Annotated in this window: 26 protein-coding genes; 17 read left to right on the forward strand and 9 right to left on the reverse strand. The window is 64.6% G+C overall.

Features of this window, described 5'->3' with window-relative positions; translation table 11 throughout:
- Positions 1 to 26 precede the first annotated feature (26 nt).
- The 5 genes from ACT2BZ_RS04175 to ACT2BZ_RS04195 all read left to right on the forward strand — a co-directional run bounded on the left by ACT2BZ_RS04175 (position 27) and on the right by ACT2BZ_RS04195 (position 3143).
- Positions 27 to 398, forward strand: a complete 372-nt coding sequence (locus tag ACT2BZ_RS04175; protein ID WP_457939503.1) for a VOC family protein — start codon at positions 27 to 29, stop codon at positions 396 to 398.
- 212 nt (positions 399 to 610) lie between these two features.
- On the forward strand, positions 611 to 1330 hold the full coding sequence (locus ACT2BZ_RS04180) for a helix-turn-helix transcriptional regulator (protein WP_457939505.1): 720 nt from the start codon (positions 611 to 613) through the stop codon (positions 1328 to 1330).
- A 38-nt stretch (positions 1331 to 1368) separates the two neighbouring features.
- The gene (locus ACT2BZ_RS04185; protein ID WP_457939507.1) at positions 1369 to 1935 is read left to right on the forward strand and encodes a GrpB family protein; all 567 of its coding nucleotides are present in this window, start codon (positions 1369 to 1371) and stop codon (positions 1933 to 1935) included.
- Entirely contained in the window at positions 1932 to 2360 is a 429-nt protein-coding gene (locus tag ACT2BZ_RS04190) for a GFA family protein (RefSeq protein WP_457939508.1), read from the forward strand. Before ACT2BZ_RS04185 ends, ACT2BZ_RS04190 begins: the two co-directional genes overlap by 4 nt.
- 90 nt (positions 2361 to 2450) lie before the next feature.
- Positions 2451 to 3143, forward strand: coding sequence for an SOS response-associated peptidase (locus ACT2BZ_RS04195; protein WP_457939510.1), 693 nt, complete (start codon positions 2451 to 2453; stop codon positions 3141 to 3143).
- Here the strand turns inward: ACT2BZ_RS04195 and ACT2BZ_RS04200 are convergent, their stop codons facing one another.
- The 7 genes from ACT2BZ_RS04200 to ACT2BZ_RS04230 all read right to left on the reverse strand — a co-directional run bounded on the left by ACT2BZ_RS04200 (position 3144) and on the right by ACT2BZ_RS04230 (position 8508).
- Positions 3144 to 3425: a hypothetical protein gene (locus ACT2BZ_RS04200; protein ID WP_457939512.1), complete on the reverse strand. Its 282-nt coding sequence runs from the start codon at positions 3423 to 3425 to the stop codon at positions 3144 to 3146.
- A 137-nt stretch (positions 3426 to 3562) separates the two neighbouring features.
- On the reverse strand, positions 3563 to 4249 hold the full coding sequence (locus ACT2BZ_RS04205) for a DUF1013 domain-containing protein (protein WP_457939514.1): 687 nt from the start codon (positions 4247 to 4249) through the stop codon (positions 3563 to 3565).
- A gap of 159 nt (positions 4250 to 4408) precedes the next feature.
- Positions 4409 to 4855, reverse strand: a complete 447-nt coding sequence (gene rpiB, locus ACT2BZ_RS04210) for a ribose 5-phosphate isomerase B (RefSeq protein WP_457939516.1) — start codon at positions 4853 to 4855, stop codon at positions 4409 to 4411.
- 29 nt (positions 4856 to 4884) lie between these two features.
- The gene (locus ACT2BZ_RS04215; RefSeq protein WP_457939518.1) at positions 4885 to 6159 is read right to left on the reverse strand and encodes a TRAP transporter large permease; all 1275 of its coding nucleotides are present in this window, start codon (positions 6157 to 6159) and stop codon (positions 4885 to 4887) included.
- A gap of 7 nt (positions 6160 to 6166) precedes the next feature.
- Positions 6167 to 6631 (reverse strand): TRAP transporter small permease, encoded by a 465-nt coding sequence (locus tag ACT2BZ_RS04220; RefSeq protein WP_457939520.1) that lies wholly within the window; start codon positions 6629 to 6631, stop codon positions 6167 to 6169.
- 73 nt (positions 6632 to 6704) lie between these two features.
- A complete protein-coding gene (locus ACT2BZ_RS04225; RefSeq protein ID WP_457939522.1) occupies positions 6705 to 7700 on the reverse strand; it encodes a TRAP transporter substrate-binding protein in 996 nt (331 codons plus the stop codon).
- A gap of 58 nt (positions 7701 to 7758) precedes the next feature.
- The gene (locus tag ACT2BZ_RS04230; RefSeq protein ID WP_457939524.1) at positions 7759 to 8508 is read right to left on the reverse strand and encodes a FadR/GntR family transcriptional regulator; all 750 of its coding nucleotides are present in this window, start codon (positions 8506 to 8508) and stop codon (positions 7759 to 7761) included.
- A gap of 277 nt (positions 8509 to 8785) precedes the next feature.
- Between ACT2BZ_RS04230 and ACT2BZ_RS04235 the strand changes: the two genes are divergently transcribed.
- Positions 8786 to 10987, forward strand: a complete 2202-nt coding sequence (locus tag ACT2BZ_RS04235; RefSeq protein WP_457939525.1) for an esterase-like activity of phytase family protein — start codon at positions 8786 to 8788, stop codon at positions 10985 to 10987.
- 357 nt (positions 10988 to 11344) lie between these two features.
- Entirely contained in the window at positions 11345 to 12874 is a 1530-nt protein-coding gene (locus ACT2BZ_RS04240; protein ID WP_457939527.1) for a PAS domain S-box protein, read from the forward strand.
- A gap of 522 nt (positions 12875 to 13396) precedes the next feature.
- Here ACT2BZ_RS04240 and ACT2BZ_RS04245 read toward each other — a convergent pair.
- Entirely contained in the window at positions 13397 to 14407 is a 1011-nt protein-coding gene (locus tag ACT2BZ_RS04245) for an NAD(P)H-quinone oxidoreductase (protein WP_457939528.1), read from the reverse strand.
- Between the two features lie 94 nt (positions 14408 to 14501).
- Between ACT2BZ_RS04245 and ACT2BZ_RS04250 the strand changes: the two genes are divergently transcribed.
- From ACT2BZ_RS04250 to ACT2BZ_RS04265, 4 genes are all read left to right on the forward strand, one after another.
- A complete protein-coding gene (locus tag ACT2BZ_RS04250) occupies positions 14502 to 14696 on the forward strand; it encodes a DUF1192 domain-containing protein (protein ID WP_457939530.1) in 195 nt (64 codons plus the stop codon).
- Positions 14697 to 14786: 90 nt separating this feature from the next.
- Positions 14787 to 16043, forward strand: a complete 1257-nt coding sequence (locus tag ACT2BZ_RS04255; RefSeq protein WP_457939531.1) for an MFS transporter — start codon at positions 14787 to 14789, stop codon at positions 16041 to 16043.
- A 30-nt stretch (positions 16044 to 16073) separates the two neighbouring features.
- Positions 16074 to 16337 (forward strand): ArsR/SmtB family transcription factor, encoded by a 264-nt coding sequence (locus ACT2BZ_RS04260; protein WP_457939532.1) that lies wholly within the window; start codon positions 16074 to 16076, stop codon positions 16335 to 16337.
- Positions 16338 to 16432: 95 nt separating this feature from the next.
- Complete coding sequence (locus ACT2BZ_RS04265; RefSeq protein ID WP_457939534.1) at positions 16433 to 17161, forward strand: pentapeptide repeat-containing protein; 729 nt, start codon at positions 16433 to 16435, stop codon at positions 17159 to 17161.
- A gap of 127 nt (positions 17162 to 17288) precedes the next feature.
- Here the strand turns inward: ACT2BZ_RS04265 and ACT2BZ_RS04270 are convergent, their stop codons facing one another.
- The gene (locus ACT2BZ_RS04270) at positions 17289 to 17468 is read right to left on the reverse strand and encodes a YdcH family protein (protein ID WP_457939536.1); all 180 of its coding nucleotides are present in this window, start codon (positions 17466 to 17468) and stop codon (positions 17289 to 17291) included.
- Positions 17469 to 17704: 236 nt separating this feature from the next.
- Here ACT2BZ_RS04270 and ACT2BZ_RS04275 point away from each other — a divergent pair, with 236 nt between their 5' ends.
- The 6 genes from ACT2BZ_RS04275 (at position 17705) to ACT2BZ_RS04300 (ending at position 21637) form a co-directional block, all read left to right on the forward strand.
- Positions 17705 to 17908, forward strand: a complete 204-nt coding sequence (locus ACT2BZ_RS04275) for a YdcH family protein (protein ID WP_457941217.1) — start codon at positions 17705 to 17707, stop codon at positions 17906 to 17908.
- A gap of 80 nt (positions 17909 to 17988) precedes the next feature.
- Complete coding sequence (gene purE, locus ACT2BZ_RS04280) at positions 17989 to 18486, forward strand: 5-(carboxyamino)imidazole ribonucleotide mutase (RefSeq protein ID WP_457939538.1); 498 nt, start codon at positions 17989 to 17991, stop codon at positions 18484 to 18486.
- On the forward strand, positions 18483 to 19556 hold the full coding sequence (locus ACT2BZ_RS04285) for a 5-(carboxyamino)imidazole ribonucleotide synthase (RefSeq protein WP_457939539.1): 1074 nt from the start codon (positions 18483 to 18485) through the stop codon (positions 19554 to 19556). Before purE ends, ACT2BZ_RS04285 begins: the two co-directional genes overlap by 4 nt.
- 162 nt (positions 19557 to 19718) lie before the next feature.
- The gene (gene ykgO, locus ACT2BZ_RS04290) at positions 19719 to 19844 is read left to right on the forward strand and encodes a type B 50S ribosomal protein L36 (protein WP_457939541.1); all 126 of its coding nucleotides are present in this window, start codon (positions 19719 to 19721) and stop codon (positions 19842 to 19844) included.
- A gap of 79 nt (positions 19845 to 19923) precedes the next feature.
- Positions 19924 to 20511 (forward strand): tetratricopeptide repeat protein, encoded by a 588-nt coding sequence (locus ACT2BZ_RS04295; protein WP_457939542.1) that lies wholly within the window; start codon positions 19924 to 19926, stop codon positions 20509 to 20511.
- Positions 20512 to 20572: 61 nt separating this feature from the next.
- Positions 20573 to 21637 carry an alpha/beta fold hydrolase gene (locus ACT2BZ_RS04300; RefSeq protein WP_457939544.1) on the forward strand — a complete coding sequence of 355 codons (1065 nt, stop codon included), beginning with the start codon at positions 20573 to 20575 and terminating at the stop codon, positions 21635 to 21637.
- The last annotated feature ends 4 nt before the right edge of the window (positions 21638 to 21641 follow it).

The raw sequence follows: 21641 nt of genomic DNA on the forward strand, positions 1-21641 counted from the left end.
TCAATTTTGCATCAGGAGATACTCCGATGGCCAAATCCGCACCCGCCAACGCCGCTGTCTGGTTTGAAATTCCGGTCACCGACATGACGCGCTCCATGGCCTTCTATGGTCATGTCCTTGGGACCGAACTCGCCCTTGATGAAACTGGCCCCAACCCGATGGCTTTGTTTCCGACGCTGGAAAAGGGGGCCGTCGCCGGCCATCTCTATCCCGGCAAGCCGGCTGGCACGGGCGCCGGCCCGACCATTCATCTTGCCGTCGCCGCGCCGCTCGAGGCCGCGATGGAGCGGGTCACCGAAAACGGCGGACAGGTTTTGTCGCCGGTGATCTCAATCCCCGCCGGCAGCTTCGCCTATTGCACCGACCCGGATGGCAACAGCTTCGGCCTGTTTGTCTGAGGAGCGCGATGACCATTCGGAACACAAGGCTGAACACGCCATGCACCCGCAGCGAGGCTGTCCTTCGCCCGGTTCCGGGCGGCACGGCGAGCCCCCGAAAGGGCGTGCCGCCATTCATGCGAGGCGCAGAGGTGACGCAGCCCGCAAGCATCGGCTATTATCGCCGAAACCGGACCGGGCAACACAACCGCCACGGCTGGGAAGGCTGAACCATGCGACGCGCCGACCGCCTCTTTCAGATCGTGCAGCATTTCCGCGGCGGCCGGCTGGTCACCGCGCAGAAGCTGGGCGCCTGGCTCGAAGTTTCCGAGCGCACCATCTACCGCGATATCGCCGACCTGCAGTCGACCGGCGTGCCGATCGATGGGGAGGCTGGCGTCGGCTACATGATGAGGGAGGGTTTCGACCTTCCGCCGCTGATGTTCACGCGTGACGAGATCGTCGCGCTGGTCGCCGGCGCCCGCATGGTCCGGGCCTTCGGCGGCGCCACCATGGCGCGTGCCGCAGAGGAAGCGCTGGTCAAGATCGGGGCGGTCCTTCCGGACGCCGAGAAGGCGCGCATCGCCCGCACCGAGATACATGCTCCCATGTGGGTAGTCAGCGACGCCGATCGCGTCCACATCGACCGCATCGAGCGCGCCATCGAGAAGCGCGAGGTGCTCACCCTGGATTACCGCGACGAGGCCGGCCGTGCCTCGGCCCGCGACGTGCGCCCGCTCGGCCTGTGGTTCTGGGGCAAGGTCTGGACGCTGGTTGCCTGGTGCGAGATGCGCTCGGATTTCCGTGCCTTCCGCATCGACCGCATCGCCGAGATCATCGTGCCCGGCCACACCTACAAGCCCGAGCGCGGTAAGCAGCTCGCAGACTTTTACCGCTCGATGGAGCGCAACGAGCGGCGCGGCGACCCGCCCGGCCGGGCTGACGTAGTCTGAGATTTCCGCCGACAGCGGAATCAGGCAGTCTGCCTGGCATGAGACCGGTCGTGATTGTCGACTACGATCCATCCTGGCCCGCACAGTTCGCCGCCGAACGCGACGCACTTCTGGCGCTGCTCGGCGACCGCGTGGACGCCATCCACCACATCGGCAGCACGGCGGTTCCCGGCCTCGCGGCCAAGCCCAAGATCGACATGGACACCGTCCTGCGCGACGACGGGCTCGTTCCCGAAGCGATCGAGCGTATCCGTGAGACCGGCAACTACGACTATCACGGCGACCCCTACGGAGACCGCCGATGGACGTTCACGCGGGGCCACGCGCGCGGCATCCGCCTCTATCTCTGCGGCCCCGGCAACGACGCGCACCTGAAGCGTATTCTCTTTCGCGACTGGCTGCGGACACATCCCGACGCCGCCGCCGCTTATGAAGCGCTGAAACGCCGTCTGGCCATGGAGGCCAAGGGTGACTGGGATTTCTATACCGGCGGCAAGGCCGATTTTGTCGCACGGATCCTCGAGAGCGCGACAGCGCCGGACTGGCCTGGCAATCGGGTCAGCATCCGATCAACCCGGCACCCTGCAAAGGAGACAAGTCGATGAACGCCGAGTCTGTGGAAATGAATGGAGCCTGCCATTGCGGCACGGTGCGCCTGCGCGTCAGGCTGACGGACGGCCTGCGTTCGGCGAGGCGCTGCGACTGTTCATACTGCCGGATGCGCGGTGCGGTCGCGGTTTCGGCTCCTCTGGACGACTTGGAGGTGACTGCCGGGGCTGATGTACTGACCACGTACCAGTTCAACACCATGACGGCGAAACATCATTTCTGCTCGAAATGCGGCATCTACACCCACCATCAGCGTCGGTCCAACCCCCGGGAGTACGGGGTCAACGCCGCGATTCTGGAAGGCGTCAGTCCCTTCGACTTTCGCGAACTTGCCGTTACGAACGGCATCAACCATCCATCTGACGGTGCCGGCGGCCCGGCAATCGTCGGTACGCTCCGGTTCATCCCGACCGAGGAGTAACGTCCTGCTTCCGCTCCTCGGAACCAGACGAGGCGGCAGCCCGACTGACCCCGCTTGTCGGCACCGCCGTTCGCGTGCACCAATGAAGTCATGTGCAATCTCTACAACGTCACCACCTCGCAGCAGGCCATCATCGAGTGGTCGCGCGCCATGCGCGACAGCATAGGCAACCTCGAGCCGGCGCTCGACATCTACCCGAACTATCCCGCGCCGGTCGTGCGCAATGCCGCCGACGGCGTGCGCGAGCTTGCCCGGCTGCAATGGGGCATGCCCTCGCCGCCCGCCTATGTGAAGGGTGCGGACAGGGGCGTCACCAATATCCGCAACGCCGGGTCACCGCACTGGCGCCGCTGGCTGAAGCCCGGATCGCGCTGCATCGTGCCCTTCAACAGCTTTGCCGAGCCGAGCCAGACCAAGGACGAGAACGGCCGCACGCCGAACGTCTGGTTCGCAATAGACGACAGCCGGCCGCTCGCCTTCTTCGCAGGCCTGTGGACGCCCTGGCACGGCGTGCGCAAGGTCAAGGACGGCCCCGGCGATTTCGAGCTTTACGGCTTTCTGACCACCGTGCCCAACGCCGTCGTCGGGCCGGTCCATCCGAAGGCTATGCCCGTCATCCTGACCACGCAGGACGAGATCGAGACCTGGCTGACCGCGCCCGCGGAGGAAGCCCTGCCGCTGCAGCGGCCACTTTCCGACGAGCTGCTGACGATCGTGTCGGCGCCGGCGAAAATCGAGGATGTCGGGCCGGCGGCGCCCGGCGGGCAATTGCCGCTGCTCTGATCAGCGCGGCGGCTCGTCGTCCCACACCACCTTGCGCACCATCCTGATGTCGGCGAGCCGGCGGATCGAAAGCCCGACAAGTTCGCGCGCCGTCGGGTTCCAGGCAAAGGCGACGAGATAGTCCGCCTTGCGGCACTTTTCGCACCGCATGCCCTTCATCGCGTTGTCGCAGGCGAGATTGCCGACCAGCCGCAGAAGGTCGGCCGGCCGGTAGTGCCGCTTGATGTTGCAGTGCTGGCAATTGATGCGGATCAGCTGCCCGACGTCATGCGCGTCGGACAATCTCCAGATCTGGCCTCTCCTGCTTCGTCCACCATTGTCGGGCATGGCGAACAAATAGGAACAAATGCCTCGCCCGGTCAATGCGACTCGGCAAGATCCGGGCGCTTTCGACGGTTCCGTCAAGGAAGCCCGCGGGCCTATTCCTCGTCTTCGGTCTTGCCCTTCAGCGCGGTCAGCTTGGCGAACACCGCGCTGGCGTCGAGTTCGGCGTCCTCGTCCTTTTCCTTCGGCTGCTCGGGCTGCAGTCGCTCGGTGAGCGCGGCGGGAAGCAGCGTATCGCCGGTCGGCGGCGCCGCTTCGCGGCCCTTGGAGGCGCGATTGACCTCGAGGTCCAGATCGATCTGCGAGCACAGGCCGAGCGTCACCGGGTCCATCGGCACCAGGTTGTTGGCGTTCCAGTGCTTGCGCTCGCGGATCTGGTCGATGGTCGACTTGGTCGTGCCGACGAGGCGGGAGATCTGCGCGTCCTTCAGTTCCGGATGGTTGCGCACCAGCCACAGAATGGCGTTCGGCCGGTCCTGCCGCTTCGACAGCGGCGTGTAGCGCGGCGCCTTGCGCTTCGACTCGGGAACGCGGACCTTCGGGTCCGAAAGGTGCAGCCTGTGGTTCGGGTCGGCTACCCCCTTGTCGATCTCTTCGCGCGTCAGCTGTCCGGTCATGATCGGGTCCATGCCCTTGATGCCCTGCGCCGCTTCGCCGTCGGCGATCGCGCTGACCTCGAGCGGATGCAGGCCGCAGAACTGGGCGATCTGCTCGAAGGAAAGCGCGGTGTTGTCGACCAGCCAGACGGCGGTCGCCTTGGGCATCAGGAGCGTGTTAGCCATGCGAAATATCCTCTCGTTCGCCCGCGTCCCTGTCGCGGGCGGTGGTCAGACCACCGAATTTTTGGGAAATCGCGGCGTATATAACCCCGTTCGCTGCGCGGGGCAAGAATCTTCGCGGGTCAAACCGGCCCCGCGGAGCGACGCCGGCATATGGTATTGCTACTTGCCCTCGTCCATCTCCGCCAGCTTGCGCACGCGGCGGCGGAAATCCTCATCGGTGGAGAACTCCGCAACCAGGTAGGCGGCGACCAGATCGGCCGCGAGCCAGGGGCCGACGATCTGCGCGCCGATGCACATCACGTTGACGTCGTCGTGCTCGACCGACTGGTGCGCCGAATGCACGTCGTGGCAGACGGCGGCGCGGATACCCTTGACCTTGTTTGCCGCGATCGAGGCGCCGACGCCGGTGCCGCATACCATCAGGCCGCGGTCGGCAGCGCCTGCGGTGATTCGGCTGGTCACCGCGCGCGCAATGTCGGGAAAGTCGACCGGATCGGGCGTATGCGAGCCGACATCCTCGACCTCGTGGCCGAGCGACTTGACGAGCTCGACGATAGAGGCCTTGAGCGGATAGCCGGCGTGGTCGGAGCCGATGACGATGCGCATGGGGACGAGATCCTTTTTGGTTGGGATTGTTAGCGGAGCATGCCGGGCAGCCAGAGAACCAGGTCCTCGGCGAAGGTGATGATGGCGAGTGTCGCCAGCAGCGGCACGTAGAAGGGCAGCAGCGCGCGCAGCAGCTGGCGCAGCGAAACCTCGGCGATGCTGGTCAGCAGGAACAGCGACAGGCCCATCGGCGGCGTCAGAAGGCCGAACATCAGGTTGAAGATGGCGATGATGCCGAGATGCACAGGGTCGACGCCGGCCAGTACCAGCGGCGGCGCCAGTACCGGCACGACCAGCAGCGTCGCGGTCGTCGAGTCGAGGAACATGCCGGCGATGAAGAAGATCAGATTGGCGATCAGGAGCAACATCAGCGGGTCGGTGCTGAAGCCGAGGATCCAGCGCGCGAAGTCCTGCGGCACCTGTTCGACAGCCAGGATCCAGCCGAACAGCGCGGCCACCGCCACGATGATCAGGATGGCGCTGGTACTGCGAACGGTAACGATCATCGCGCTCCACAGATGTTCCCAGGTCAGCTCGCGGTAGAACGCCGAGCTGATCACGATGACGTAGACCGCAGTGACCGCGGCCGCCTCGGTCGGCGTGAACAGGCCGAGCAGCATGCCGGCAATCATCAGTACAGGCGCAAACAGCGCCGGCAGGGCCGGCAGAAGGTCGCGCCATACTTCGCGCGGCGTCGGCCAGCGCTCGGCGCGCGGCAGCTTGTAGCGGTAGGACAGCACCGCCGCCGTCAGCATCAGCAGTGCGACGCAGATCAGCGCCGGCACGATGCCAGCCATCAGCAGCTGGACGATCGATACGCTGGTCACCGAGCCGTAGACGATCAGCGGGATGCTCGGCGGGAAGATCGGCCCGACCACCGCCGAGGCGCCCGTCACAGCGGCGGAGAACGGCGCCGAAAAGCCCTTCTTCTTCATCGCCGCGATCTCGATCTTTCCGAGCCCGCCGACATCGGCGAGAGCCGCGCCCGACATGCCCGAGAAGATCAGACTGGAGAAGATGTTGACCTGCGCCAAGCCGCCCGGCGCGCGGCCGACCAGCGTGTCGGCGAAACGGAAGATGCGGTCGGTGATGCCAGCCGAGTTCATCAGGTTGCCGACGAAGATGAAGATCGGCACGGCCACCAGCGGGAATGAATCGAGCGCATAGGTGATCCTCTGCGCCAGCAGTCCCCACGGCAGCCCTTCCGCCAGCACATAGCCGATCGACGGCAGCAGGATTGCATAAGCGACCGGAAAGCCGGCCATGAACAGAAGCAGAAAGGCCGCGACGACAATCAGTCCCATGACGGCCTCAATAGACCTTGGTGTGCTGCTGCGGCGGGTGCCTGAGGTCGATCAGGTGCAGCAGCGCGGCGGCGGCAAAGCCAAAGAAGGTCGAGCCGAGGAATATCCAGAAGGGGATTTTCAGCGTCGGCGTCGCGTTGTTCAGGTTTTTGAAGATGGTGATCCAGGCAACATAGGCAATGAAGGCGGCGGCGGCTGCCGTGGCGGCCGTGATCAGGAAGGCGACCGCCCTCCGAAGCGCCGGAGGCATCGCCTCATGGAACTCGGACATGACGATGTTTTCGCGCTCGGCAACGACCAGCGGGTAGGCAGCGAACACCAGTACGATGAGCAGGAAGCGTGTGAATTCCTCGGCGCCGATGATCGCCGCGCCGGCGATGTCTCGCATCATCACCTGGATGAACGGCACCATGACGAGCGCTGCGAGCACCAGCACGCAGAAGGCGGCGAGGATTCTTCGGGCAATCGTCATGGCGTGTTCCGATATGAGCTGATGCATGGTGGCGGCGAACAGGCCGCCACCATGCCGGCTGGATTGCGCAGGCTTATTCTACCGCAGCGATCTGCTCGATATACGGGCCGTAGGCCGGGAAGTCGGCGCGGACCTGCTTCAGCACCGCCTCGCGGAAGGCGTCGATGTCGAGGCCGTTGTCGACCGTGGTGAAGGTCATGCCGTGACCCTTCAGTTCCTCGACCAGCTTGGCCTCTGATTCGGTCGCCAGGCGCAGCGATTCCTTCGCCTCGTCATCGAGCACCTTGGTGATTGCCGTGCGCTGCTCTTCGCTCAGTCCCTGCCAGACTTCCTCGTTCACGAACACTGCCAGCACCGACTGCATGTGGCCGGTCATGGCGATGTGCGACTGCACTTCCCAGAGCTTGTTGGCCGAGATCATGGTTAGCGGGTTTTCCTGACCGACGACGAGGCCGGTCATCAGCGCGGTCGGCAGTTCGGCGACCTCGACCGGGGTCGGCGTCGCGCCGAAGCCCTTGACCATCGAGACCCACAGGTCGAGCGGCACGGCGCGGAACGGCTTGCCGGCGAGATCGGCCGGCGACTTGACCTCGAAGTTGGTCGAGATCTGGCGCGCGCCGCGATAGATGCGGCCGATGATGCGCACGCCGCCCTCGGCGACCAGCTTTTCGTTGATCGCCTGCAGCGCCGGCGACGAGGCCGGATCGGTGGCGGCCAGCGCATGTGCGCCGTCGCGGTAGATGAAGGGAGCATTGAACACCGCGACGTCCGGCACGATGCGGGCGAGCGATGCGAAGTCGTGATGACCCATGGAGATCGAGCCCATGCGCACGCCGTCGACCATTTCGGCGACGCCGCCGAGCTGGCTTGCCGGATAGACCTGAACGGTCACTTCGCCGTTGGTTGCGCCGGCGATCCCCTCGGCCGCCTTGGCGGCAAATACTGTCTGGATGTCGCCTTCCGAACCGACATGGGCGTAGCGGAGTTCTGTGGCGGACGCTGCGCCCGCGGCGAGGCCGAGAGCGACGGCGGCTCCGGCAAGAACGCTTGAAAGCTTGAACTGGTACATGAGGTTTCCTTCCCTTGATGGTCTACTGGTTGTTGTGGTGGTTGTCCGGTTGGCCGGCTCAGGCCTGCTTGTTCGGCAAAGTCTTGGAAAACTCCGCGATCAGGCTCTTGCGGCGATACTCGTCGCCGATGGCAAAATGTTCCCGCAGCCGTTTTTCCGCCTCGTCCGGCTTGCGGTCGACGATCGACAGGAAGACCTCCTTGTGCGCGTCGACGAGGAAGTTGCGGATGCCGGAGGGCACGATGCGGCGGCGCGAAACGTGCGACTGCATCAGCAGTGGGGTCAGTGCGCGATAGAGCGTGGTCAGCGCCGGGCTGTGGCTCGCCCTGACGATGCCGCTGTGGAACTCGTAGTCGGCCTGGCCGCCCAGCACCGGGTCCTCGAGCGTGTCGAGCAGCGAGGTCAGGCTGGCGGCGATGCGGTTGAGGTCGGCCTCGCTCGCTTTCTCGCAGGCCAGCCGGATGGCCTGGCACTCGATGGCGATGCGCGACTGGATGATGTCGTCTAACACGTCGGGCTGCTGCGCCATGCAGAAGGTCAGGAAATCGCTGACGAGCGCGATATCGGGCTGGCGCACATAGGCGCCGCTGCCCTGGATGATCTCGAGAAAGCCGAGCATGGCCAGCGATCGCAGGGCTTCGCGCAGGATCGGTCGGCTCACATTGAACTTGAGCGCAAGCTCGCGCTCTGGCGGGAGCCGGTCGCCGGCCTTCAACTCGCCGGAAACGACGCGGTCGCGCAGCGCCAGGAAGACGCGCTCCGCGCCTCCTGTGTCGTGCGTGTCGTCAAGGCGGGATGCCGCGACCATATCTCCTCCCTAGATTGGTAAAACCAAAAAGAACCAATATGGCTTCATGAGTCAATCCCGTTTCTAACCATCTTGAAAAATAGGCTCAGATTGGTAAGACCAATGTGGAAATCGGGAACATCGCAGCATTCCGCTGGAAGTGCGGCAGGCCGCTGGCCGGTTCGCAGCGCTGACAAGCACGGTGGGTTGTCATCCAAATGTCACCGCAACGTCATCCCGCTGAAATATCCCTCCCCCAAAGCAGGACCGCTTCCGATCAAACCAGGAGACGCCATCCGTGCCCCGTCCATCCGCCCTTTTCGCCATGACCGCGGCGCTCGCCGCTTCCGTCTCGCTGCCGGCTCACGCCGACATGATGTTCAACCGCATCGCCAGCTTCGCAGTGGCCGACAATCTGCCGGCCGATATCGACGGCAATACCGAGACCTCGTCCGAGATCATCGCCGCCAGCGAAGACGGCACCATGCTCGCCTATTCCGACAGCCCGCTCGGCGCGGTCGGCTTCGTCGACATCACCGATCCCAGGACGCCCAAGGCGGGCGGCATCGTCAGGATCGACGGGGAGCCAACATCGGTCACCATCGTCGGCGGCAAGGTGCTGGCTGGCGTCAACACCTCGAAGAGCTACACCGAGCCATCCGGCAACCTCGCCGTCATCGACATCGCCTCGAAGGCGATCGAAAGTTCCTGCGACCTCGGCGGCCAGCCGGACTCGGTTGCCGTCAGCAAGGATGGGAAGTTCCTCGCGGTCGCCATCGAGAACGAGCGCGACGAGGATTTGAACGACGGCCAAATCCCGCAGTTGCCGGCAGGCGACCTGAAGATCTTCACCCTGACCGACGGCGTGCCCGACTGCGCCACCATGAAGACCGTGGTGATGACCGGACTCGCCGAAATCGCCGGTGACGATCCGGAGCCGGAGTTCGTCGCTTTCAACGATGCCGGCGAGATCGCCGTCACCATGCAGGAAAACAACCACGTCGCTATCGTCGATGCGGCAACCGGCAGCATCGTCTCGCACTTTTCCGCCGGCTCCGTGTCGCTCGACAAGGTCGATACGAAGAATGACGGCGCCATAGCCTTCACCGGCAAGGTCGACAACGCGCCGCGCGAACCCGACGCCGTCAAATGGCTCGACAACGACCGCATCGTTATCGCCAATGAGGGCGACTACAAGGGCGGCACGCGCGGCTTCAGCATCTTCTCCAAGACCGGCGAAATGCTCTTCGATTCCGGCACCGCCTATGAGTACGAGGCAGCCAAGGTCGGCCATTTCCTCGACGCCCGCGCCGGCAAGAAAGGCATCGAGCCTGAAGGCCTGGAGACGGGAAAGTTCGGCGACGACAGCCTGTTCTTCGTCACCGCCGAGCGTGCCTCGCTGATCGCCACATACAAGGACGCCGGCGCTGAGCCGCAGTTCCTGCAACTGCTGCCCTCGGGCGTCGCGCCGGAGGGCCTCGTCGCCATCCCCTCGCGCAACCTTCTGGTCACCGCCAATGAGGCCGATCTCGCCGAGGACGGCGGCGCCCGCTCGCATGTCATGATCTACGAGCGCGCCGAAGGGCCAGCTTCCTATCCGATGATCACCTCAGGCCTCACCGATGACGGCACGCCGCTCGGCTGGGGCGCCCTGTCGGGCCTCGCCGCCGACCCCGAGGAAGCCGGCAAGCTCTATGCCGTGTCGGACTCGTTCTACAAGAATTCGCCGGCGATCTTCACCATCGATACTACACAGACCCCGGCGCTGATCACCGCCAGGACCGTCGTCACCCGTGACGGCGCGCCGGCCCAGAAGCTGGACCTCGAAGGCATTGCCGCCGACGGCAAGGGCGGCTTCTGGCTGGCTTCGGAAGGCCGCACCGACAAGCTGACGCCGCATGCCATCCTGCATGTCGACGCCAAGGGCGCCGTCAAGGACGAGATTGGCCTTCCCGACGAACTGATGGCCAACGAGATCCGCTTCGGCCTCGAAGGCATCACCACGGTCGGCGAAGGCGACGACATGATGCTGGTCATGGCCATCCAGCGCGAATGGCGTGATGACCCCAAGGGCCAGGTCAAGCTGCTCGCCTACACGCCGAAGACCAAGGAATGGTCAGCCGTGCGCTACCCCCTCGAGAAAGCCGAAACCGGCTGGATAGGCCTGTCCGAAATCACCGCCCATGACGGCAAGCTCTACATCGTCGAGCGCGACAATCTGATCGGCCAGGCCTCCAGGATAAAGCGCGTCTATGCCGTGTCGCTTGACGGCTTCAAGCCTGAAAAGCTTGGCGGCGAATTGCCGGTCGTCGCAAAGGCACTCGTGCACGACCTGATGGACGATCTGAAGGCCACCGGCGGCTATGTCATCGACAAGGTTGAGGGCTTTGCCATCGACAAAAATGGCGATGCCTATGCCGTCACTGACAATGACGGCGTCGATGATTCATCCGGTGAGACGCTGTTCCTGCGCCTCGGCAACATCAGCGCTATCAACTGACCGAAGTCCCAGGAGCCTCTGCTTTCCGCGAAGGGAAGCCTAGAGGCTGGGGCCAGCAACAAGGGCCGCGGCATTCATGCCGCGGCCCTTTCGGTTTCCGCCGCCCGCGCAATCCGCCCCTTCCCATCAAAAAGCCATCTTCATCGATGACCCCGCATCCGTCCCGGGTGGGGCCAGGTCGGGGTCCATCAGCCAGGGCCTAGGCTTTCTGCCGTCCGCCGGGATCGGGCGGCTCCCGCGAGCAACGCGACTATCCAGAACATCCGCGGCGATGTATCGCTTCGGGAACTATTTTGACTGTCCGGCATATGTCCCGGCGTTAATCCGTCAAGGGTCTCGATGCAAAATCCGCCAGGCATGTCGCCCCATATCCATAACCTGTTCGACAGCGCACTCGATGCGGTGGTGGGAATGGACGATGCCGGTATTGTCATCGCCTGGAACAGGAGCGCCGAGCAGATATTCGGCTGGGCCGCTTCGGTGGCGATCGGCCGGAATATGGGCGACCTCATCATTCCGCACCAGCACCGCGCGGCGCACGACGAAGGCCTCCGTCGTTATCTTCAGACCGGCCATGGTCCCGTACTCAACAACCGCATCCAGATCACGGCGCTCGATACGGGCGGCAGGGAGTTTCCGGTCGAATTGTCGGTGATACCCATCGCCGCCGACGGCAGGACTGTCTTCTACGCCTTCATCCGCAGCCTCGAGGAACAGGAGAACAGCAGGCGGCAGCTTCAGCAACGCGCCATCGAGGCCGAGATCCTGTTCGAGATATCCCAGAAGCTGGTCGATGAAATAAGTTCGCCGGCGCTGGCCGAGTTCTGCCTTCAGAAGATCTGCGAAGTGACCGGGTGCTCCGTCGGACATCTCTACGAGGTGGGCGGTCCGGGTGGCGGCAACGAGCTGCGTTCCTCGGGCCTCTTTCACTTCGCCGAGGAGCGCTATGCCCCGGCGCGGGAAATCTCTCGCCGCACGACCTTCGTCAGGGGGCAGGGACTGCCCGGCAGGGTCTGGGCGTCGGAAGCCCCGCTGGTTATCGCGGACATCCAGAGCGACGACAATTTCCAGAGGGCCGATGACTACGCCGCGCTCGGGCTGATCAGCGGCTTTGCGTTTCCGGTCAACAGGCGGGGCGAGGTCCGTGCGGTGATGGAATTCTTCTCCGCCACCGAAATTCCGCTAAACGACCATCTGATCAAGACCGCCTACACGATCAGCGGACATGTCAGCCTTGCCCTCGATCGCAAGGAGGAGAGCGAATCGCGCGAACTGCTGCGCCGCGAACTGGCGCACCGTGTCGGCAACAGCATGTCGATCCTGGCATCGATTTTCCGCAACTGCTGCAAGTCGGCCGGCACGGTTGCGGAACTGAAGGAGTCCTTCGAAACCCGCCTCCTGACAATCGGCAAGGCCAACCGGCATTTCATCGAGGCCGTCGACGGCCCGGCCTCGCTGCGCACGCTGGTCGAGGAGGCCGTTCAGCTTTTTCCGAACGGCAGTTCCCTGTCGATCGGGGGGGACCCCGTCGACGTCATGCCCTCGGCGATCATGCCCCTGTCCCTCATGCTGCACGAGCTGGTCACCAACTCGCTCAAGCACGGAGCGGTGAGCCGGCCGGCCGGCACCGTCGCGGTCAGTTGGACCGTTACCGATTCCGACCAGCTGCAATTCCTGTGGAAGGAGGTGCTTGATGCGCCGGTCGCCAATAGCGGGCGCGAGGGATACGGCACCGTGTTGATCCGCGCGGTCGTCGAACGCATGCTGGGCGGCAGTTTCCAGCGGACATTCGCCGGGAACGAGTTCGAATTCGTGGCGACGATTTCGCAAGGTCATTTTCAGAGGGGGAAGGGCGGCAAGGGGATCGGCTCCAAGGCGCAGGCCTGAGCACATCCCGCTCCGCTTCCTGTAACTTTCCGACGATGATCCGCAGAGACGCGCTGTCGCTTGAACCGCCCGACGGTATTGACCGGAAGCACGGCCGCCTTCGACCGCGTCGGCGACCGGCCAGTCAGGCGGGGACCGAGGCGATGCTAGCGGCGGCGCCGCTCACGTTCCATCAGCCAGGCCGCGGCCGCAGCTTCCGAATAGGGGGCCGGCGCCACACGCCTTGCAGAGACTGCGTGGGTGGCTTGGCCGGTGCTGAAGTGCAAGAAGCTCAGCAGCTCTGACATCAGGGTACGAAACATAGCGATCATGACTCCACCGATACTCGTGCCATTTCCTGCCTGACGTAAGTACAGGAAAATCCTCAAAAGAATCGGTATGGACGGCGTGAATCATGCCTGTGAGAAGTCGTTAGAATGCCGAACAATCGGCCACCCGCACAGGGCATGCGGCGCGCCCTGGCGCCCATTCATCTTGCCCTGCAGCGCCAGACCAGCCCTGACCGCGTCGACCTTCTTGCCGCTAGGAAACGTCGAGCACGATCTTGCCGATATGCGCGCCCTCCTCCATGCGCTCATGCGCGCGCCAGGCTTCCTTGAGCGGGAAGATCATGTCCATCACGGGCGCGACCGCGCGCGTCGCCAGCAGCGGCCATACCTTGGCTTCGAGCGCCGCGGCAATCGCGCCCTTGAACGCTACGGTGCGCGGCCTCAGCGTTGAGCCGGTATGCGTCAGCCGCTTCACCATCAGCCTGGAGAAATCGGTGCTCGCCACCGCGCCGCCCTGCACCGCGATCTGCACGATGCGCCCGTCGACCGCCGCCGCATGGTAATTGCGGGCGACATAGTCACCCGCCACCATGTCGAGGATGACGTCGGCGCCCTTGCCGGCCGTCGCCTCTTTCACCTCGGCGACGAAGTCTTCGCTGCGGTAGTTGATGGCGCGATCGGCCCCGAGCTTCAGGCAGGCCTCGCATTTTTCAGCCGACCCTGCAGTGACGATGACATAGGCTCCGAATGACGAGGCAAGCTGGATTGCCGTCGTGCCGATACCCGACGAGCCGCCGTGCACGAGCAGCGTTTCGCCGCTCGCCAGCCCGCCCCGCTCGAAGACATTGTGCCAGACGGTGAAGAAGGTCTCGGGGATGGCCGCGGCCTCGGTGAAGGTGAAACCCTCGGGCAGCGGCAGTGCGTTGCTCGCGTCGACGGTGACGTATTCGGCATAACCGCCGCCAGCAACCAGCGCACAGACGGCATCGCCATGCCGCCAGCGCGCCGCCCCCTCGCCGAGCGCCACGACCTCGCCGGAGACTTCGAGGCCGGGCAGGTCCGACGCGCCGGGCGGCGCCGGATAGGCACCCTTGCGCTGCAGGACGTCGGGCCGGTTTACGCCCGCCGCCTTGACCCTGATCAGGATTTCGCCGCTGCCGGGCTGGGGCACGTCCCGCCTCTCGGGCTTCAGTACACGGGGTCCGCCAGGCTCCGAAATCGCGATAGCGGTCATCTTTTCGGGCAGCTTCGAAACGGTAGCCATGCGGCATCCTCTCACGGGTCGCCGGCACGCGGCGTTTATTCATCTGGCCAGACTATGTATGCTTTGCCGCCGACGATGCAAACGGAGGAGCGCCATGGCAATTTTCGACGAGGAAGCGCCGAAGAAAACCAGGCCGCACGAGATCGGACAGGACCTCGCCCTGCTTTCGGCCGGCGAACTCACCGAGCGGATCGCACTTCTGCGCGCCGAAATCGCCCGGCTGGAGGCCGACCTCGAAGCCAAGGGGGAAACCCGGTCGGCGGCAGAGGCGTTGTTCCGGCGCGGCTGATGCGCGTTTGCGCTGGCCGGTCCGTAAAAAGCCTGAAACTACCTGTCCACGGGCGGCCAATCGTCTGCTGATTCGAAAGCCGGAAACCTGATGTTTGCCACTTACCGTCCGATCCTCTCCCTGCTGCGCGGCACCGCTTTCCTTCTCGCTGCGTCGGGTCTGCACGGCCTGCTGCTGCCGCTGCGCGGCCAGCTCGAGGGGTTCTCGACGGCCTCGCTCGGCCTGATGGGCACGGCCTGGGCGGGCGGCTTCGTCACCGGCTGCTTCTTTGCGCCGCGCATCGTGCGCCGCGCCGGTCATGTCCGCGCCTTCGGTACCTTCGCGGCTGCGGGCGCCATCGTGGCGCTGCTCACCGGTCTGATCATCGACGAATATGTCTGGATTCTGCTGCGCGCCTTCACCGGCTTTGTCATGGCGGGCGCCTTCATGGTCATCGAGAGCTGGCTGAACGAGAAGTCAACCAACGAGAACCGGGGCACCGTGTTCGGTCTCTACATGATGGTCACCTACGCCTCGATCATGGCAGGCCAGATGATTGTCGCCGCCGGCGATGTCGGCACCGCCTCGCTGTTCATGGTCACCGGCATCTTTTTCTGCCTGTCGCTCATTCCGACCGCCGTTTCGAACGCGGCCAGCCCGGCCCCGCTGCAGGATGTCTCGCTCGACATTAAGGGGCTCTATGCCAATTCCCCGGTCGCCTCTGCCGCCTGTCTTCTCACCGGGGTTGCCAACGGCGCATGGGGCACTCTGGGCGCCGTATACGGCGCCCGAATCGGCATCTCCACCGCCGAAATCGCGTTGATGATGAGCCTTGTCGTGGTCGCCGGCGCAGCCCTGCAGCTCCCGGTCGGCCGCCTCTCCGACCGGACCGACCGGCGTTTTGTGCTGACCGGGGCGTCGGCGATGTGCGGCATCTTCGGCGTCCTGATCTTCCTGGTCGCGCCACGCTCCGGGCTCCTGGTCATCGCCATGACCGCCGCTTACGGCGCATTCGCCTACACCCTCTATTCCCTTGCCGTCGCCCACGCCAACGACCACGCCAGGCCCGAGGATTTCGTCAAGGTCTCCGGCGGCCTGCTGCTGCTCTACGGCTTCGGCACCATGATCGGTCCGATGCTGGCTGCGGCCCTGATGGGCGCCCTGCCCCCGGAGAGCATCTTCCTGGCGACGGCGCTGCCGCATTTCCTGCTGGTCGGCTACACGCTGCTGCGCATCTCCAGGCGCGCCCCGGTTCCCTTCGATGAGCGCGAGGCCTTCAAGACTCTGCCTGCCGAGCGGGGTGTCACCCCGCAGGCCGCGCTGCTTGATCCGCGCACCCCCGACCAGCCGGAGCAAGAAGACAATTGAGATTGCGGCCATCTTGCCGCACAAAGGCATATGAGCTCCGCCGACGCCTTCGCGGCCATTGCCGATCCTAACCGCCGCCACCTGCTGGAGGAGCTGCGCAGGGGGCCCAAGACCGTGAACGAGCTTGCGTCCGGGTTGCCCGTGTCGCGGCCGGCCGTGTCACAGCATCTCAAGATCCTGCTCGACGCCGGCCTGGTCAATGCCCGCGCCGAGGGCACCAGCCGCATCTACGCGGTCTCCGTGCCGGGATTTCTGAAGCTGAACATCTGGCTCGACCAGTTCTGGCAAGAGTGACCGGCGCCCGCGCCTCTACACGAACATGGTGAGATGACGCCGCCGGATCAGCTTGATAGGGTGGCCCGCAACTGAGAGGTCTGAGAGGAAAGTCGATGTTTGAGGCGGTCAGGAAACTGCGACCAGCGTTGCGTGGATTTGGTCTGTTGGCCGCCATCTGCGCACTTCAAGTGGGCTTGCCCGCTTCGGCTTCGGCCGCCGAGGTGAACTGCCGGACCGAGGCGGCTCCCGGTATCGATTGGACGGACTGCGAGAAGAAGCTGATCATCCTGCGCGGCGCCGACCTGAACGGTGCCATTCTGACGGATGTCGATTTCACCTCGACCGATCTGCGCGACACCAACCTTCTTGCCGCCAGCCTTGAAAAGGCAACCCTGGTCCGCGCTTCGCTGGCCGGTGCCAAGGCAAAGGGGGCCAAGTTCGACCGCATCGAGGGCTATCGCACCGATTTCAGCGGCATCGACGCGCAAGGGGCGGTCTTTGCCAGTGCCGAGATCCAGCGTTCAAACTTCACGGGCGCCAACCTCACCAATGCCGACTTCACCAAGGCCGAGCTCGGCCGCGCCGACTTCGCCGATGCCGACATCACGGGCAGCCGGTTCGTCCTGGCCAATCTTGCACGGGCCGACTTCTCGAAGTCGAAGTTCACCGGCGCGATCGACTTCACCGACGCTTTCTTCTTCCTGACGCGGATCGACGGTCTTGACCTGTCGCAGAGCACCGGCCTGGCGCAATGGCAGGTCAACATGTCCTGCGGCAATGCCGACACCAAGCTGCCTGAAGGCCTGACGCCCGGCGCTGACTGGCCCTGCAATTTCGATTGAGTCTGCGGCGCAAACGTCGGTTTATGCGGCTGCGGCCGGCCGCATGACGGCCAATGTGCCGTAGCTCGCGTCCGGCGCCGTATCCTGACGCCGGACGGAGTGTTCGATCTTGGGGTTTCGAACCTGTCTAGTGGTGAGTCGGGTTGGCCTTCAGTTTTTCAATCTCGTCCTTGATTGCCAGCTTGCGCCGCTTCAGACGCACGATCAGGAGATCGTCCACGGACGGATGAAGCATCGCCTCATCGAGCTCGCGTTCGATATCGCCGTGTTTCCGCTGCAGCGTTTCAAGGTGGTTGGCAAGCGACATGATTGGATGCTCCCTTGTTGGGTTCCTCGAGCGCACCGCCCACAGCCGATTTCCACCGCTGGTCCGCACTGTGACGGCACGATGACAGTCTGCCATCAGAAAAATCCGATGTCGAACATGCGTTCGTAGGATTTCCCGCCGCAACGAAATGTGCTAAGGGCTGCGCGCCGGTCGTCTTTGCTCCGGACCTATCCGGATTGGTGCTCTTTTTGCACCTAAACTTGCAGACGGTGGACATTTTGGACCAGGAACAGACTGAAATCCGCCTGGAATATGCCAAACTGAAACAGGATCATGCCGACTTCGATGCGGCCATCGACGCGATGATCGCGATGGGCTGCGATCCCCTGCAGATCCAGCGCATGAAGAAGAAGAAGCTGGCCTTCAAGGACCGTATCAAGAACCTAGAAGACAAGATCATTCCCGACATCATCGCGTGATTCGCCCCCCTCGGCCTCCATCCTTGCGGCAAGCGGGGAATTCCGTTACTTCCCGCGCTCTTTCGGCAGGAACCAGGCTCTTGAGCAAAATACGCGCTGACGTCGCCATCATCATGGGCAGCCAGTCCGACTGGGCAACGATGCGGCACGCTGCCGAGGCGCTCGACGCGCTCGGCGTCGCCTACGACAAGCGCATCGTCTCCGCCCACCGCACGCCCGAACGCCTTTACGAATTCGCCCGCGGCGCCAAGGCTGCCGGCATCAAGGTCATCATTGCAGGTGCCGGCGGAGCTGCTCACCTTCCAGGCATGACCGCCGCGCTGACGCCCTTGCCGGTCTTTGGCGTGCCGGTGGAATCGAAGGCGCTTTCCGGTCAGGATTCCCTGCTCTCCATTGTCCAGATGCCGGCCGGCATCCCGGTCGGAACGCTGGCCATCGGCAAGGCAGGCGCGGTCAATGCGGCACTGCTCGCAACCGCGGTTCTGGCACTCGGCGACGACGCCCTGGCCGGTCGGCTCGATGCATACCGCGCGGCACAGACCGCGAAGGTCGCCGAGCAGCCAACCGACACGCCATGACCGCGCTCGCGGCAGGCGCGACGATCGGGATCATCGGCGGCGGTCAGCTTGGCCGGATGCTGGCGGCTGCTGCCGCGCGCCTCGGCTATCGCACGCTGGTTCTCGAGCCTCAGCCCGACTGCCCGGCCGCCCAGCTCGCCAACCGCCAGATCGTCGCCGCCTATCATGATCCGGAGGCTCTGGCCGAACTGGTCCGCGAATGCGCGGTCGTCACCTACGAATTCGAGAACGTTCCCGTCGCCGCCGCGACCAGCCTTGCTTCCGCCGTGCCCGTCTGTCCGCCGCCCGCAGCGCTCGAGGTCAGCCAGGACCGCGTGGTCGAGAAGCGTTTCCTCAACGCCCAGGGACTGTCCACAGCCGAATTTCTTCCTGTGGATAGTGACGCCGACCTCGCTGCGGCGCTGCGCTCACTTGGTGGCGGCGTCCTGAAGACACGCCGCATGGGCTATGACGGCAAGGGCCAGCGCGTCTTCCGTGACGCCGGCGGAGCCGATGGCGTCTACGCCGCGATGGGCGGAGTGCCGCTGATCCTCGAGTCGCTCGTTCCCTTCGAACGCGAGATCTCGATCATCGCGGCACGCGGGCGGGACGGTTCACTCGCTGCCTATGACCCTGCCCTGAATGTCCACCGCGACGGCATCCTCCACAGCTCCACCGTACCCTCCGGTGTCGCGCCGGCGACTGCCGAGACGGCGCGCACGTCCGCCTTCGCCATTCTCGAGGCACTGGACTATGTCGGCGTCGTCGGCGTCGAGTTTTTCGTGCTGGCCGACGGCAGCCTGCTGGTCAACGAGATCGCGCCGCGCGTCCATAATTCGGGCCACTGGACCGAGGCCGCCTGCACCGTCTCCCAGTTCGAGCAGCATATCAGGGCGATTGCCGGCCTGCCGCTCGGCGACACCGCGCGCCATTCCGACTGCGTCATGGAAAACCTGATCGGCGACGATGTCCTGCGCGCGCCCGCGCTACTCGCCGAGCCCGGCCTTATGCTGCACCTCTACGGGAAGAGCGAAGCACGCCCCGGCCGCAAGATGGGCCATTTCACCAGGCTTTCGCCGTGCACCGCCTGAACGGCGCTCAACGCTCCGTCACCCTCACCCGAAGCCGTCGAATACGCCGAGACGGTTGACAGCCCCGACGCTCCTCGTTTATGAGCCAGACCGAATTCCGGCGCGCTCTTGGGCGCGTTTTTCAGTTTGGCCCGGCTAAGGGCCCATCGACAGGCCAGACCCATGAAGATCAAGAACTCGCTCAAGTCCCTGAAGGCACGCCACCGCGACAACCGCCTGGTTCGTCGCAAGGGCCGCATGTACGTCATCAACAAGACTGCACCGCGCTACAAGGCGCGCCAGGGCTGACGTCCGGGCCTGGCAATCAGGCTCGACCACACGAAAATTTCAGTTTGACCTTCCGCGGCACGGGATTAGATTCCCGTGGATGCGGAATTCGTTTGTCCTGGGACTGGTCTTTATCCTCGCTGCGCCGGGGTCGACGGTGGTTGCCGCGGAACCGATGGCGGTCGCAAGACCGTCCGGACCCCAAACCGAGGACCGGCTCGACACCCTGTTTTCCGAACTGAAGCGCGAGCGAAACGAAAAGGCAGCCGAGCGCATTGCCGGCCGCATCTGGGAAAACTGGTCGCGCTCCGGCAGTGCCTCCGTCGATCTCATGATGATGTGGTCCAAGACGGCCATGGACTCGCGAAAATTCGACGTTGCGCTGGATTTCCTCGATCAGGTCGTCACCCTGTCGCCTGAATTCGCCGAAGGCTGGAACCGCCGCGCGACGGTCCATTTCATGATGCAGAATTACGGGAAGGCGATGGCCGACATCAGCCAGACGCTGGTTCTTGAGCCTCGCCATTTCGGCGCGCTGTCGGGCATGGGCCAGATCATGAAGAATACGGGGAACAAGCAGCTTGCCCTGCAGGCCTGGCAACAGGTGCTAGAACTCTATCCGATGATGCGCAACGCCCAGACCGAGGTGGCAACGCTATCCGAAGACCTGTCCGGCGAAGGCATCTGATGCAGCATGCAGGCATGACAACGGGTCGGTCGAAGTCGGGCGGGCGGCGAACCTCCGCCGCATGAACCTTGCCTACGCCTTCATAGCCTTCTTTCTGGCCCTGATTCTCGTTCTTGTGGGGTTGACCCGGGCTGGCTCGTGGCTGATCGAACGGCGCAATCCGCCTGTCGGCAGCTTCGCCGACATTGGCGGCGCCGCCATCCACTACGTCCACGTACCCGGTCCCGCCGCGCCGGATCTCCCGCCTGTCGTCTTCCTGCACGGCGCGAGCGGCAACCTGCTCGATCAGATGCTACCGCTTCGTCCGCTGCTCGAAGGTCGCGCGGAACTTCTCTTCGTCGACAGGCCGGGACATGGCTGGTCGGAGCGCGGCGACAGCAACGAGACGCAAGCCGGCCAGGCTGCGACGCTCGCCGCGCTGATGGAGCAGCTCGGCATCGACGAAGCGATCGTCGTCGCCCATTCCTTCGGCGGCTCGGTCGCGGCTGCCTTCTCGCTCGATCATCCGGAAAGGGTGAAGGGGCTCGTCTTCCTCTCCGCCGCCACCCATCCGTGGCCGGGCGGCGCAACCTCCTGGTATTACCGGCTGACCACCCTGCCGCTTCTCGGCTGGTTGTTTTCCGAAACGGTCGCCAACCCGGCGGGCACGCTTCGCCTCGCCGGCGCGACGGAGTGCGTCTTCGCGCCGAACCCCGTCCCGCAGGACTATGCCACCCGCACCGGCATCCCCCTCATCCTGCGGCCGGCCGCCTTCCGGGCCAACGCCGTCGACGTCGAGGGGCTTTATCGCTTCGCACTGGAGAATCAGCCGCGCTACGGCTCTATCACCGCGCCGACGATTGTGGTCTCGGGAGATGCCGACACCGTAGTCTACGAGGAGATCCATTCGCTCGGGCTGGTGCGCGACATTCCGGGCTCTGAACTCGTCTGGATCGAGAATCTCGGCCACAAGCCCGACTGGGTCGCGCCCGATCTGGTCGTTGCGGCGATCGAGAAGCTGTCAGGCCGGCCGGTCGACCTGCAGCAGGCTGCCAATGCCGTCGAGCAGCGCATCGCGAACGACGCACAAGGCGCCGGCCGTTGCTTCGACGAGAAGCCGCCTGTCGCCGGCGGGGTTACCGGCTAGCGGG

The sequence above is a fragment of the Mesorhizobium sp. 10J20-29 genome (genome assembly GCF_054130485.1).